The following is a 13,433-nucleotide window of genomic DNA, read 5'->3' as shown; positions in this document are numbered from 1 at the left end:
GGAACAGGGGCGCGACGCACCGACACACTGGATCAAAGGTCCGTGACCGGTTGGACGAGCAGGGCTCGTCACTGCCGGTTCTTGAGCCGGCTGCGATGCGCGGCCTGCTTGGCGCGGTTGCCGCAGATCGCCATCGTGCACCATCGCCGCGCCCGCCTGCGGGTGTGGTCGGCGAACAACATTGTGCAGTTATGGCCCTCGCACGCCTTCACGTCGGAAAAGTCTTCCTCGCAGACGAATGTCGCCATCGCCTCCCCGATGGGCAGCAGCAGAGATTCAGCCGATCGCCAGCGCCGCATCCTTTGCAGCATGAGACCGTCACCCTGCTCACCACGGCGCGGCACGATCTGCCGGAACGTCTCATCGCGCTCCAGGACGCTGTTGAGCGGGCCAAGCTCGTGCAGCGCCTTCGCGGTCAGCGGCCGGCCCTTATGCTCCTGGACGAAGCCCCTGAACCACTCGCGCAGGACGCGGGCCTGATCAGCGACCTTGTCCAGCTCGCCCGGCCTTGCGCGCGCCGCCAGCGCGTCCAGTTCCTCCGCCGGCACCAGCTTCGCCTGCGCCAGCCAGTCGATCAGGCCAACGCCGTCGTCGAGCCAATCGACGGGCGTGTCGACCGGCGTCGCCACCGAGTTGAGAAAATCGAGGCCGAGCGAGTCGGCGATGAACATGGCGGGCGGGCGGTCCATGAGGGGTCCCTGGAGTGCCGTGGGAAACAATCGGTAGGTAACCCGTAAAATGGCAATTGACAAGTTATCAACGATGCAAGTAACCTGAATTTATCGATTTAACAGGTTACATGAATTGGAGACGGTCATGAGCCCGACCAGCTACCGCACGGCAGACGTCGATGGCTTCAAGGTGTTCTATCGTGAGGCTGGCTCGAAAGGCGCGCCGAAGCTTCTGCTGCTGCACGGCTTCCCGAGCGCCGGCCATATGTTCCGCGACCTGATCCCGCTGCTCGCCGACAAGTTTCATATCGTCGCGCCCGATCTTCCCGGCTTCGGCCAGTCCGACATGCCGTCGCGCCAGGACTTCGTCTACAATTTCGAGAACATCGCGCATGTGATCGAGCGCTTCACCGAAGTGATCGGCTTCGATCGCTTCGCCATCTATGTGTTCGACTATGGCGCGCCGACCGGCTTCCGGCTCGCGCTTAGTCATCCCGAGCGGGTCACGGCGATCATCTCGCAGAACGGCAATGCCTATGAGGACGGCCTCAGCGATGGCTGGACCCCGATCAAGGCCTATTGGCAGGACCCCTCGCCGGCGAACCGCGAGGCGCTGCGTGCCTTCCTCACGCCGGAGGCGACGCGCTGGCAGTACACCCATGGCGTCCCCGATCCGGCCCTGGTGTCGCCGGACGGCCAGAGCCTCGACAACTTTTATCTCGCGCGCCCGGGCTCGGATGACGTGCAGCTCGACCTGTTCGGCGACTACAAGAGCAACGTCGCGCTCTATCCGCTATTCCAGAGCTACTTCCGCACCCGCAAGCCGCCGTTCCTGGCAGTGTGGGGCAAGAACGATCCGTTCTTCATTCCGCCCGGCGCCGAAGCCTTCAAGCGCGACAATCCCAATGCGGTGGTGCAGTTCTTCGACACCGGCCATTTCGCGCTGGAAACGCATGCGCGCGAGATCGCGGACGCGATCCGCGTGTTTCTGGCGTAACGGGAGCCGATGCGAAACGGCCGCGGCGTCGCAACGCCGCGGCCGCCGAGCATCACGGGAGAAGAGACTTCAGTTCCGCGCCGGAGCCGCGGCCGCCGCCGAGCGCGCGGGCCGCGGCGCGCCGGGTTCGGCGACGGGGGCAGCCGGGGCGCGCGAGCGCATGATCGCGGCGTCGATCTCGGCGATGACGCGGCGCTGGATCGCCTCGCTCTTGTCGATCGAGATGTGGCCGACGCCGGTGCCGCGGACGTCGACATTGTCGAGCTTGCCGCGCAGGCCCGCTGCGGCCCGTACCGGCTCGCCGGGACCGTCGCCGATATAGATGTTGATGTAGCGCTCCGCGCCGGTCGAGAGCCTGGTCTTGAACACGGAGTCGAGGCCGATCGCGAGCTTCACGGGAACGCCGAGCTGGTTGAGCTTGGCGATCATGTCGGGCAGCGCGGTTGCGCCGGAGGAATGACCGACCAGGATGATGGTCTTGAGGCGGCCGGCCTTGTAGTCGGTCGCAGCTTCATCGGCGAGCGAGGACCAGGACACGAAGTTGGCGACGGTCACCGGGATGCCCTGCGCCTGGAGGCGGGCGCCGATGGTGTCGAGGCCCAGCGAGAAGATGTTGAGCACGCCGCGGAGCAGGTAGACATGCGTGGTCGCGACCGCGGCCTGGCTCGGGGCCGCCCGGGCGGTGGTCGGGCTCATGGCAACAGCTGACAGCAGGAGCAGGCCCACCATCCACAGGCGGAGGGCGGACAACTGGCTGGCGCCGGCGGTGTGACGGCCGTTCGGTCTCATCGATGTTTTCCCTGGGAACAATACGCTTTGCGATTAGCCGGAATCGTAGCCACGGCCCGCTCGCGGACGCAACAAAGAGGCGCGTGAGTGGCAATCTTAGCGGCAAGCCGTGACCATCGCGCAACACTTACCCGAAACCTGCCCCTCAAGGGCCCGTTTTGAGGCCATTTTTCTCCGGGCAATTGCGACCGGGCAAGGCCATTCCTATCTCAGGGCACCGCTGACCCGCCTCCCGGCAGGTTCCAGCCCCCTTCCCCAACCTTTGCCCCTCAGCCTTGCGGCCATCATGTCATCCATCATTTCCGTCGCCAATCTGTCGAAGACCTATGGGTCCGGCTTCAAGGCGCTCAAGAACGTCAACCTCGACATCAAGCGCGGCGAGATTTTTGCGCTGCTCGGGCCGAACGGCGCCGGCAAGACCACGCTGATCTCGATCATCTGCGGCATCGCCAATCCCAGCGAAGGCAAGGTTCTGGTCGGCGGCGAGAACATCCAAACCTCCTACCGCAAGGCGCGCTCGCTGATCGGCCTCGTGCCGCAGGAATTGCACACCGACGCGTTCGAGAGCGTGTGGGCGACGGTGAGCTTCTCCCGCGGCCTGTTCGGCAAGCCGAAGAACCCCGCCCATATCGAGAAGGTGCTGAAGGACCTCTCGTTGTGGGACAAGAAAGACAACAAGATCATCACGCTCTCCGGCGGCATGAAGCGCCGCGTGATGATCGCGAAAGCGCTGTCGCACGAGCCGCAGGTCCTGTTCCTGGACGAGCCCACCGCCGGCGTCGATGTCGAGCTACGCAAGGGCATGTGGGAGGTGGTGCGCACCCTCCAGCAGTCCGGCGTCACCATCATCCTGACCACGCACTACATCGAGGAAGCCGAGGAGATGGCCGACCGCATCGGCGTCATCAACAAGGGCGAGATCGTGCTGGTCGAGGACAAGGCGACCTTGATGCAGAAGCTCGGCAAGAAGCGGCTGACGGTGCATCTGCAAGGCAAGATCGCCTCGCTTCCGGAGAGCCTCGCGCATTACGAGCTCGACCTCTGCGACGGCGGCGCGACGCTGGTCTACGACTACGACACCAAGGGCGAGCGCACCGGCATCACCAGCCTGCTCAGCGACCTCCGCACCGCCGGCATCCGCTTCAACGATCTCGACACGACGCAATCGTCGCTCGAGGACATCTTCGTCGACCTCGTGAGGACGTCATGAATCACCGCGCCATCCGCGCCATCTATCTGTTCGAAATGGCGCGCACCTGGCGCACGCTGCTGCAAAGCATCGTCTCGCCGGTGGTCTCGACCTCACTTTATTTCGTGGTGTTCGGCGCGGCGATCGGCTCGCGCATCAGCCAGGTCGAAGGCGTCAGCTACGGCACCTTCATCGTGCCGGGCCTGATCATGCTCTCGGTGCTGACGCAGAGCATCGCCAACGCCTCGTTCGGCATCTACTTCCCGAAATTCACCGGCACGATCTACGAGATCCTGTCGGCGCCGATCTCCTATTTCGAGATCGTGCTCGGCTATGTCGGCGCCGCCGCGACCAAGTCGATCATCCTGGGCCTGATCATCCTGGCGACAGCCGGGCTGTTCGTGCCGCTGCACATCCATCATCCCATCTGGATGCTGGCCTTCCTGGTGCTGACGGCGGTGACGTTCAGCCTGTTCGGCTTCATCATCGGCATCTGGGCCGACGGCTTCGAGAAGCTGCAGATGATCCCGATGCTGGTGGTGACGCCGCTGACCTTCCTCGGCGGCAGCTTCTATTCCATCGACATGCTGCCGGCGGGCTGGCGCACGGTCGCGCTGCTCAATCCGGTCGTCTATCTGATCTCGGGCTTCCGCTGGAGTTTTTACGAGATCGCCGACGTCAGCGTGTCCGTCAGCATTAGCATGACGGTGGCATTCCTGGTGGTCTGCCTCGCCATCATCTGGTGGATTTTCCGCACCGGGTACCGGCTGAAGAATTAACCTCTGCCGTCATTCCGGGCGCCCGAAGGGCGAGCCCGGAATCCATTCATCCACTGACGTTGCCGTTCGATGGATTCCGGGCTCGCGCTGCGCGCGCCCCGGAATGACGGCGATGGATTCAGCGATAGCAATGGAAGCGGTGATAGCCGTCATAGTACCCGCGGCAGTGACGGTAATGACGGTGCGGGATGCCGAACACGCTCTCCACCGCACCGACGGCGCCGCCGACACCAGCGCCGACCGCACCACCGACCACGCCGCCCACGGGACCGGCGATCCGGTTACCTTCATACGAGCCTTCCTGGGCGCCCCGCACGATGCCCTGGGCGTGGCCGGCGTGCGGCAGCGCCAACAGCGCGAGCAGGATGGCGGCGACTGCGAACAGCAGGCGGGCAGGCAAGCCGGCCGGCAGGGCTGCGGCGGCGATACGGGCTTTGTTCATCTTCAATCCCAAGGAGTGTTTGGCGGCGAACGCCGCCTGTCGAGGCCGGCGACAATCAACGTTCGAAACGGCCAAATGGTTGCGCCTTTGTGACGAATTGTCGGCGTTATGAATGCGCATCCGCTCGCGAAAATGTCAGCATCGCCGCCAGCCACGTGGCACAAAGCGGCCTTGCTTACATCACGCATCACGTTAACGATGGCTCGGCGGGCCGCTGGAACGAAAGCCGGATTGCGGGCATATTGCACGCCGGGGGACGGTGAGCCGCGGTGTTATTGTTTGAGCATGATCTTTCGGAAAACCGCTACACACTTTTCCGGATTATGCTCTAGCGTGAACAGGCCGGAGGCCAGACGTCAGATGCGTTCATATTTCATCGCTTTTGCTTCGTTGATGCTTTTGAGCGCGGGCACCGCGCAAGCCAAGGTCGACATCACCATCGACAAGGACAATCAGCAGATGACCGTCGTCGTCGACGGCGTGACCCGCTATCACTGGCCGGTGTCGACGGGCATTCCCTCGCGCGAGACTCCGAACGGCGCCTTCCGCGCCTTCCGCATGGAAGAGGATCACTTCTCCAAGGAATTCGACGACGCGCCGATGCCGCATTCGATCTTCTTCACCAAGGTCGGACACGCCATTCACGGCACCGACTCGGTCGGCCGTCTCGGCTCACCGGCCTCGCATGGCTGCGTGCGGCTGTCGCGCCAGAACGCCTCGACGCTCTACGCGCTGGTGCAGCAGCAGGGCGTACTCAACACCTCGGTGACGCTGACCGGCTCGGCGCAAGTGGCGCTGGCGCGCAACCCGCGCGGCCGCAATGCCAATGCAGTGGCGCGCGGCCAGCAGCCTGCCGAAGAGCAATACGCCACCTCAGGCGATCCCGTGAATCTGGCGCCGCCGGCGCAGCCCGCCCGCCGCTACATGCCGCAGGATGACAACTACATCTATCCGGCCGACGGCAGCGACACCGGCGCACGCTATCCGGCGCCGCGCTCTGCCGGCCGCCCGCTCTATGACGCGCAGGTTTATCAGCAGCAGCAGCCGCAGCAGTATTACAATCAGGGCTACGGCCAGCAGGGCTACTATCAGCCGCAGCCGCGGCAGTATTATCAACCGCGCGGCTACTATCAGAACTGACGTTGTTATTTGAGCATGATCCGAGTCCGGATCATGCTCTATCTGAACGCGGCTTCGCCGCGTTCGACGATCTTCCGCGCGGCATCGACGAAGGCGCGGGCGACCGGCTCGAGGATATCGGGCCCGGTCGCAGCAAGATCGTCCGACGGCGTATGGAACGTCCGATGGCGGCCGGCCATGCCGAGGAAATTGGCGTAGCCCGCGGCATGCACGTCGCGCAGCTCGCCGACCGCCTGCTTCTCCGTCACCAGCCGCTTTGCCTCGACTCTTGCGAAAGCCTCGTCGGTGAGCGCGACGGCCGATTTGCTCAGCACGAGATAGCGCTCCTCCTCAGGCCGATCGGTGCGGGCTCCTTCCGCAAAGGCGTAGCAGGCGTTCGACGAGCCGAAGTGAATCCAGGCCAGCGTGTCCTTCGGCGCCGGAGCGCCGTGCTTCAGGAACAGCTCCATGCCGCCATGGCCGATCTCGTGGCCCGCGGTGGCGATGAAGACGAAATGCGCCGGCCATTTCTCCGCGGCGACGGTGCGCGCGAGCGCGAGGAAGTTGGCGATGCCGGGGCCGCGTTCGCACACGCAGCTGTACCAGCCGGTCATCGGTGTGGAGACGACGATGGTCGGGCCGGTGCCGATCGCGGCGACGACGTTGCGGCCGGCGACATCGCGTTCGTAATGGCCCTTGACGTCAAGGGTGACAGGCGCGCCTGACGCGAGCGCGCGCTCGAAGGTCGGGCGCGATTTGGCGCCGACCACGATCACCGGCACCGGCCAGGGCGTGTCCTCCTGCGTGACGTTGTAGGCAAAGCGGTCGTCGGCGGGATTGCCGATCGTCAGGAGGATCGCCGCAGGCTTCTTCGCTGCGGCTTCGGCAATCGCCGCGCGATGGGCGGGGCCGAGATAGGCGCCGCGATCGAACGGCAGCTCGAGCAAGAGGATCTTTCCGGCGACATCGCCATCGCGCGCGAGCGGCGCGGTCAAATGGAAGCTCGCCTTGTCTTCTGGCGGCCACCAGAACGGCGTCGCCTCCACGCGGGTGCCTCCGGCCTCAGTGCTGGCCTGCTCGACGACATATTGCCGGCCGAGCACGACAGGCTGGAAGCTGACGTCAAACCCCGCCTGCTTCATCTCGCCGGCGATCCAGTCCGCGGTGGCGCGATCGCCGGCCGAGCCGAAGCGATGCAGGCCGAAGGATGAATAGCGCGTGACGTCTTCGTAAAGACTAGCCCCCGAAAGCACATCCTTGGCTGCCGCCTGCTCAACCATGAGAACTGCCGCCATCGCGATGAAGATGCGCTGCATGTGAGTCGTCCCGGAACCGATCCCGCCCGCGGCCAGTCTCGGCCTTCCGCCGCCGCCGTCAACCGCCTTGGCTCGCCGGCATGAGCGGCGCCCGGATCTGGCATTGCCACTGTCGGCCGCGGGACATCGCACCAGCCGGCGGGCATGGCTGCCTGGAAGGCAATTCCCTCACTTTTGCGAGAGAATCTTGTCTCCCGCCGTCGTGCCGACGGCCGGTCATCCAGCTGTAAAAACCCCGCAATACCGTCCGGCCCATTCATTGAGCTGAGACGTCCGGCGGGGAGTGTTGCGGTTGGCCCGGAATTTGTGCCGGGCGTGATTCATGCGACGGCCCCCCGCCCGCAGGATTGAGATCACCGGATGCGGAGACTGTCATGAAGCGAGGCCTTGCCGTTTTCGCCTCAGCCGCGGCGCTGATGGCCTTCACCTATTTCGTTGCCGGCAAATGGGCGATCCACCACACCACCATTGGGATGGCCGACATCCTGCGCGGCGACCGCGACGTGACCGTCGAGGTCTCTGTCCGCCGCGACCGCGAGATCCAGTCGATGGCTGAAATGATCGACCTGCCGGTCGTCATCCTCAGCCACGGCAACACGGTCAAGCACACCGAGTATTCGTTCCTCACCAACACATTCGCCGCGCGCGGCTATCTGGTCGTGAGCATTCAGCACGATCTTTCGACCGACGATCCCATGGTGACCAAGGTCGACGAGGAATATGTCGGCCGCCGCTCGCAATACAATCGCGGCATCGCCAACATCCTGTTCACGATCGACCGCCTCAAGCAGCTCTACCCGAACGCGGACTACCGCCATCTGACCCTTGTCGGGCATTCGAACGGCGGCGACATCTCGATGTATTTCGCCAAGCTTCATCCGGAGTTGGTGAAGAAGGTCGTTACGCTGGACAATCTGCGCGTGCCCTTCGTCACCGACGGCAGGATCAAGATCTTGTCCTTCCGCTCGAAGGATCCGCAGTTCAAGCCCGATCCCGGCGTCGTCCCCGACGACGAGACCTGCGCCAAAGCGGGCATCCAGGTGGTGAAGACCGAATTCCAGCACAACGATCTCAGCGACCGCGGCTCGGACCAGGTGAAGGGCTTCATCGAAGGCGCGCTGCACGACTTCCTCAACGAGCTCGGCGAGGACGACAGCCCGTTCAACATGCCGCGCCTCAGCAAGCCGCGCCCGACCATCGACCAGCTGGCGGCTGCGGTGCCGGACCGTTGAGCGCGCGGCCTTGCGCCTCTCGTGTCCCGGACGCGGCGCGGCATGAAATGACGCGACGCAGAGCCGGGATCCAGACAGATGGGCCCCGGTTCTGCAGCGCACCGCTGCGCGCTGCGCCGCGTCCGGGGCACGAGAGCCCGATCACTCCCCGTCCCTTATCCGCCGGTACAGCGCGCCCAAGATGTTGGAATAATCGTCGGTCCAGACCCGCACCCTGTCGTCGGCTTCGGTTTCCTCCCATTGCTTGGAGGATGCGATCCTGCCGACGTCGTCCGCATCGCGCGCGGAAATGACGACGTCGGTGGAGAAGATGTAGTCGGAATCGCGGCCCGAATCCTCGTTGTAGACCCAGCTCCTCAAGTCGTTGGCGTCGGCGATGCCGACCACGACGGGCTCCAGATCGAGATGCCGGTTGGAGACGTGCATCACGACGGCGCCGTGCGGGGCGAGCTTGTCCTTGTAGATCTTCATCGCCTCTTCGGTTGCCAGGTGAATCGGGATCGCGTCCGACGAATAGGCATCGACGATGATGAGGTCGTAGGCGCCGTCGGGCTCTTTCGCGAAGGTGAGACGCGCATCCCCGATCACCGGCTTCAGGTCGGGCAGGCAGCTCGAGATGTAACGAAAATTCTTCGGATCGCGCGCCGCATCCACCATGGACTGGTCGATCTCGAAGAACTTCCAGTCCTCGCCGGGTTGGGCGGCGCAGGCGAGCGTGCCCGAGCCGACGCCGATTGCGGCGACCTTCAGCGGGCCGCCCTTGCGCTCGCGCATCGCGGTGACGGCCTGACCGATGCCGCCGTCCTTGTGATAATAGGTGATCGGCTCCGGCCGACCGGCAACCGGCGTGCCGTCATTGTTGAGGAAGCGCTCGGCGCCGTGGATGGTGGTCCCGTGCATCAGCACGTGGAAATAGCCGCCGGGCGTCACCACGATCTTGTGCACGCCGAAGAAGCTGCGCACCGTCGTGACGCGACCCTCGTCGGCGGGATAGACGCGGATCAAGGCCAGCGCCAGCGCGACGGTCGCAAAAATCTTCCAGCGGTCCGCATTGAATGTCAGCGCCAACAGGGCGGCAAGCACACCGACGCCGCCGGCGACCCAGACGCGGTGATCCTCGAACCAGGTCGACAGATTGCCGGTGGTGGTGGACGGCACAACCAGCGCCACCGCGAGCGCGGCAAGCACCAGCCAGTACCATTTGACGACACCGGCGAGACGCTCGCTGACGGGCGGCCGGCACAGCGCGGCAAGCGCGACCAGGATCGGATATTCGGCGATCCACGAGAAGGTGAAGGGAGCAACGAGGCCGGCAAAGAGCCCGCCGACCATGCCGCCGAACGACAGCGCGACATAGAAGCCGGTGAGATATTTGGCGGCCGGCCGGGTCCGCGCCAGCTCGCCATGGCAGGCCATCGCGATGACGAAGAAGCAGAGCTGGTGACCGCCGAGCGTCAGCAGCAGGTTCTGCTCGCCGCCGAAAGCCAAAAGGACGACGACGCCGGCGATCGCGACCGGCTGGAGCATCAGCATCCATTTGTGCGGCAACAGCGGCCGCGACTGGAACACCACCACCCAGGTGAGCAGATACAGCGAGAGCGGCAGCACCCACAAAAGCGGCGCCGCCGCGACGTCGGTCGAGATGTGTGCGGTGACGGCGATGAGCAGGCCGGACGGCACCGCGGCGAGGAAGATCCAGCGCAGCCGGGTCAGGAGACCCGGCGCCGGCGCATTGATCTCCTCGGTTTGCGCATCGACCACGGGCAGGTTCGGCGAGCGCAGCAGCAGCACGCCGCAGCCGCCAATCAGGAGGATCAAGAGGCCGTAGCCGCCGGTCCAGAACCGGTTCTGCGTGTGCAGCGTGAACATCGGCTCCAGCAGGAACGGATAGGACAACAGCGCGAGGAAGCTGCCGATATTGGAGGAAGCATAGAGGAAATAGGGATCGTGGCCGGCGGGATGGCCGGTGCGGACGAACCAGGCTTGCAGCAGCGGGTTGTTGGCGGCGAGCGCGAAGAACGGCAGGCCGATCGAGACCACGAACAGGCCGAGCAGCCAGAATGCGTAGCCCGACGCCGGCGGCTCGCCATAGGCAGAGGCGATGCCGAGCGGCAGGGTGGCGAAGGCCGCGACCAGCAGCACCAGATGCACCACCACCGGAACGATGCGGTTCCTGACCTGCATCAACAGATGCGCGTAGGCATAGCCGGCGAGCAGCAGCGACTGGAAGAACACCATCGCCACCGACCACACCGCCGGCGAGCCGCCGAGCCGCGGCAGCACCATCTTCGTGAACAGCGGCTGCACCGAGAACAGCAACAGCGCGCTGACGAAGATCGCGGCAGTGTAGACCGTCAGCAGCAGCCGGTTGCGCGACGACGACGGCTGCTCCGTGGCGGCGGGTTGCACGATCGAATCCATGAAAGCTCCGGCAAAAGCGTTTTCCAGCGGAGTGGGCACCGGTTCGCGCGAGAAAACGCGTCGAATAACTCCCCCGGCGGGCGCCGGACCGCGCGCAATGGAGCACACCGCGCCTGAACGGGCAATAAAGGGGCACGTGATGTTGCAGCGGGGAATGCTTGATATAAGAGAGTCATTCCGGGGCGATGCGCAGCATCGAACCCGGAACCTCGAGATTCCGGGCGCGATGCTGCGCATCGCCCCGGAATGACGACAGGGACATCATGACCGAAACCGACGTCGTCATCATCGGCGCTGGCCATAACGGCCTCACCTGCGCGGCCTATCTCGCGATGGCGGGCCTGCGCGTGCGCGTGGTCGAGCGCCGCAAGGTGGTCGGCGGGGCCGCTGTGACCGAAGAGTTTCATCCGGGTTTCCGCAATTCGGTCGCGGCCTACACGGTGAGCCTGCTGAATCCGCAGGTGATCCGCGACTTGGGCCTCGCCGAGCAGGGCCTGCGAATCGTCGAGCGGCGCGCGCAGAATTTCCTGCCCGCGCCTGATGGCAGCTATCTCCTCACTGGCGAGGGACGGACGAAGGACTCCGTTGCCCGACTCAGTGCGCATGATGCGGAGGCGCTCGACGGGTTTTCGCGCGAGCTGGAGGACATCGCCGACGTGCTCAGGCAATTCGTGCTGCGCGCGCCGCCGAACCTGCTCGATGGGTTCGGCCCGAACGCGATCCGTGAGGCCGTGAACGCATTGCAGAGCGCCAACATCCTGCGCGGCCTCACATTGGAACAGAGCCGCAGCCTGCTCGACCTCTTCACCCGCTCGGCCGGCGAGATGCTGGACGAGCGCTTCGAGCACGATCTGGTCAAGGCGCTGTTCGGCTTAGACGCCATCGTCGGCAATTACGCCAGCCCCTACGCCGCCGGCTCGGCCTATGTGATGCTGCACCACGCCTTTGGCGAGGTGAACGGCAAGAAGGGCGTCTGGGGCCACGCCGTCGGCGGCATGGGTGCGATCACGCAGGCGATGGCGCGCGCCGCGCAGAGCCGCGGTGTCGTGATCGATCTTGATGCCGGCGTGCGCGAGGTGATCGTCGAGCGCGATCGCGCCGTCGGCGTGGTGCTGGAGAACGGCACCGCCATTCGCGCGAAATACGTCGCGGCCAACGTCAATCCAAAGCTGCTCTACACGCGCCTGATCGCGGCCGATGCCCTGCCGGCGGAATTCCTCGCCCGTATCAGGCATTGGAAGAACGGCTCCGGCACCTTCCGCATGAATGTCGCGCTGGACCGCCTGCCCTCCTTCACGGCGCTGCCGGGCGATGGCGATCACCTCACCTCCGGCATCATCATCGCGCCGAGCCTTCCCTACATGGACCGCGCGTATCTCGATGCGCGCGCGCAGGGCTGGAGCAGGTCACCCGTCGTCGAGATGCTGATCCCCTCGACGCTCGACGACACGCTCGCGCCGGAAGCCAAGCACGTCGCCAGCCTGTTCTGTCAACACGTCGCGCCGGAGCTGCCCGACGGAAAGTCGTGGGACGACCATCGCGACGAGGTCGCCGATCTCATGATCGCGACGGTGGACAACTATGCGCCGGGCTTTGCGGCAAGCGTGCTCGGCCGCCAGATCCTGTCGCCGCTCGACCTCGAACGGCAGTTCGGCCTCCTCGGCGGCGACATCTTCCACGGCGCGCTGACCTTGAACCAGCTGTTCTCGGCACGACCGATGCTGGGCCATGCCGATTATCGCGGGCCCCTCAAGGGGCTCTATCATTGCGGCTCCGGCGCCCATCCCGGCGGCGGCGTCACCGGGGCCCCCGGCCACAACGCCGCGCAGGCGATCCTGCGGGATCACCGCTCCCTGTTCGGAAACCGTGGATAGGCCTGTGGATGGGCTGTGGACAGGCCGTTGGCAAAGCTGTGGCAGGCCGGCAGGCACCCCTCGCTGCAAGTCGGGCAAACCCTGTTGAAAGGCCATGGAAAGGCTGGGGATGACCGGCGGGATAACGGCGTTGACAGCGTCAGGGAAAGGATGGGGACAGGCTGTGGCTTTCCTGTGAGAAAGCCCCCAGCAACGACCTCGCCCGCCAGAGGGCAATTCCCCCAGCGGGCGTTCGTCGAAATATGACTGTCCATGAAGAAAGGTGCCCCGCTGGGAAATAGGAGGCGGAAATTACTTCAAGGAGCTGCTAATCGAACCGAACTTCTCGTTCATCGTGGTGCCTAGGCTGTTCACCACGGTGATGATCGCCAGCGCGATACCGGCCGCAATCAGGCCGTATTCGATCGCGGTCGCACCCGATTCATCGGACCAGAACTTCAAAACCATGGACTTCAAGACTCGCCTCCGTTTCGATTTCAAGCTGTGTTGGTCAGCCCCAACATCCGAAAATCTACGGAGCCCGACCTGCAGTCGGGTTAATTGGCGAATTGCAAGTTGTATGAACTTTTGGAACAAAAGTTCAAAAAACTGAGCCTGACGGAAC

12 protein-coding genes are annotated in these 13,433 nt (G+C 64.7%); 6 read left to right on the top strand and 6 right to left on the bottom strand.

Going from position 1 to position 13,433, the window contains the following annotated elements; translation table 11 throughout:
• Nucleotides 1-68: 68 nt before the first annotated feature.
• Nucleotides 69-689: an ABATE domain-containing protein gene (locus QA642_RS11245; RefSeq protein WP_283086854.1), complete on the bottom strand. Its 621-nt coding sequence runs from the start codon at nt 687-689 to the stop codon at nt 69-71.
• Between the two features lie 127 nt (nt 690-816).
• Here QA642_RS11245 and QA642_RS11240 point away from each other — a divergent pair, with 127 nt between their 5' ends.
• Nucleotides 817-1,668 (top strand): alpha/beta hydrolase, encoded by an 852-nt coding sequence (locus tag QA642_RS11240; RefSeq protein ID WP_283084721.1) that lies wholly within the window; start codon nt 817-819, stop codon nt 1,666-1,668.
• A gap of 69 nt (nt 1,669-1,737) precedes the next feature.
• Here QA642_RS11240 and QA642_RS11235 read toward each other — a convergent pair whose 3' ends face one another.
• The gene (locus QA642_RS11235) at nt 1,738-2,457 is read right to left on the bottom strand and encodes a hypothetical protein (protein ID WP_283084720.1); all 720 of its coding nucleotides are present in this window, start codon (nt 2,455-2,457) and stop codon (nt 1,738-1,740) included.
• Between the two features lie 286 nt (nt 2,458-2,743).
• On the opposite strand from QA642_RS11235, the gene QA642_RS11230 reads away from it, so the two are divergent.
• Together QA642_RS11230 and QA642_RS11225 are read left to right on the top strand one after the other, a co-directional pair.
• Nucleotides 2,744-3,667: an ABC transporter ATP-binding protein gene (locus QA642_RS11230; protein ID WP_283084719.1), complete on the top strand. Its 924-nt coding sequence runs from the start codon at nt 2,744-2,746 to the stop codon at nt 3,665-3,667.
• Entirely contained in the window at nt 3,664-4,425 is a 762-nt protein-coding gene (locus QA642_RS11225; protein WP_283084718.1) for an ABC transporter permease, read from the top strand. Before QA642_RS11230 ends, QA642_RS11225 begins: the two co-directional genes overlap by 4 nt.
• Nucleotides 4,426-4,543: 118 nt before the next feature.
• Here QA642_RS11225 and QA642_RS11220 read toward each other — a convergent pair whose 3' ends face one another.
• A complete protein-coding gene (locus QA642_RS11220; protein ID WP_283084717.1) occupies nt 4,544-4,867 on the bottom strand; it encodes a hypothetical protein in 324 nt (107 codons plus the stop codon).
• 360 nt (nt 4,868-5,227) lie between these two features.
• On the opposite strand from QA642_RS11220, the gene QA642_RS11215 reads away from it, so the two are divergent.
• On the top strand, nt 5,228-6,007 hold the full coding sequence (locus tag QA642_RS11215) for a L,D-transpeptidase (protein ID WP_283084716.1): 780 nt from the start codon (nt 5,228-5,230) through the stop codon (nt 6,005-6,007).
• Nucleotides 6,008-6,045: 38 nt separating this feature from the next.
• Here QA642_RS11215 and QA642_RS11210 read toward each other — a convergent pair whose 3' ends face one another.
• Entirely contained in the window at nt 6,046-7,302 is a 1,257-nt protein-coding gene (locus QA642_RS11210; RefSeq protein ID WP_283084715.1) for a hypothetical protein, read from the bottom strand.
• Between the two features lie 374 nt (nt 7,303-7,676).
• Between QA642_RS11210 and QA642_RS11205 the strand changes: the two genes are divergently transcribed.
• Nucleotides 7,677-8,534 carry an alpha/beta hydrolase gene (locus QA642_RS11205; RefSeq protein ID WP_283084714.1) on the top strand — a complete coding sequence of 286 codons (858 nt, stop codon included), beginning with the start codon at nt 7,677-7,679 and terminating at the stop codon, nt 8,532-8,534.
• 141 nt (nt 8,535-8,675) lie between these two features.
• Here the strand turns inward: QA642_RS11205 and QA642_RS11200 are convergent, their stop codons facing one another.
• The gene (locus tag QA642_RS11200; protein ID WP_283084713.1) at nt 8,676-10,955 is read right to left on the bottom strand and encodes a fused MFS/spermidine synthase; all 2,280 of its coding nucleotides are present in this window, start codon (nt 10,953-10,955) and stop codon (nt 8,676-8,678) included.
• Between the two features lie 263 nt (nt 10,956-11,218).
• On the opposite strand from QA642_RS11200, the gene QA642_RS11195 reads away from it, so the two are divergent.
• A complete protein-coding gene (locus QA642_RS11195) occupies nt 11,219-12,829 on the top strand; it encodes an NAD(P)/FAD-dependent oxidoreductase (protein ID WP_283084712.1) in 1,611 nt (536 codons plus the stop codon).
• Nucleotides 12,830-13,120: 291 nt separating this feature from the next.
• Here the strand turns inward: QA642_RS11195 and QA642_RS11190 are convergent, their stop codons facing one another.
• The gene (locus tag QA642_RS11190; protein ID WP_283084711.1) at nt 13,121-13,285 is read right to left on the bottom strand and encodes a Flp family type IVb pilin; all 165 of its coding nucleotides are present in this window, start codon (nt 13,283-13,285) and stop codon (nt 13,121-13,123) included.
• Between the last annotated feature and the right edge of the window lie 148 nt (nt 13,286-13,433).

The sequence above is a fragment of the Bradyrhizobium sp. CB2312 genome, assembly GCF_029714425.1.
Classification (GTDB): Bacteria; Pseudomonadota; Alphaproteobacteria; order Rhizobiales; family Xanthobacteraceae; genus Bradyrhizobium.
The sequence above is the reverse complement of the archived record's forward strand: the minus strand, read 5'-3'. Positions and strand labels throughout refer to the sequence as shown.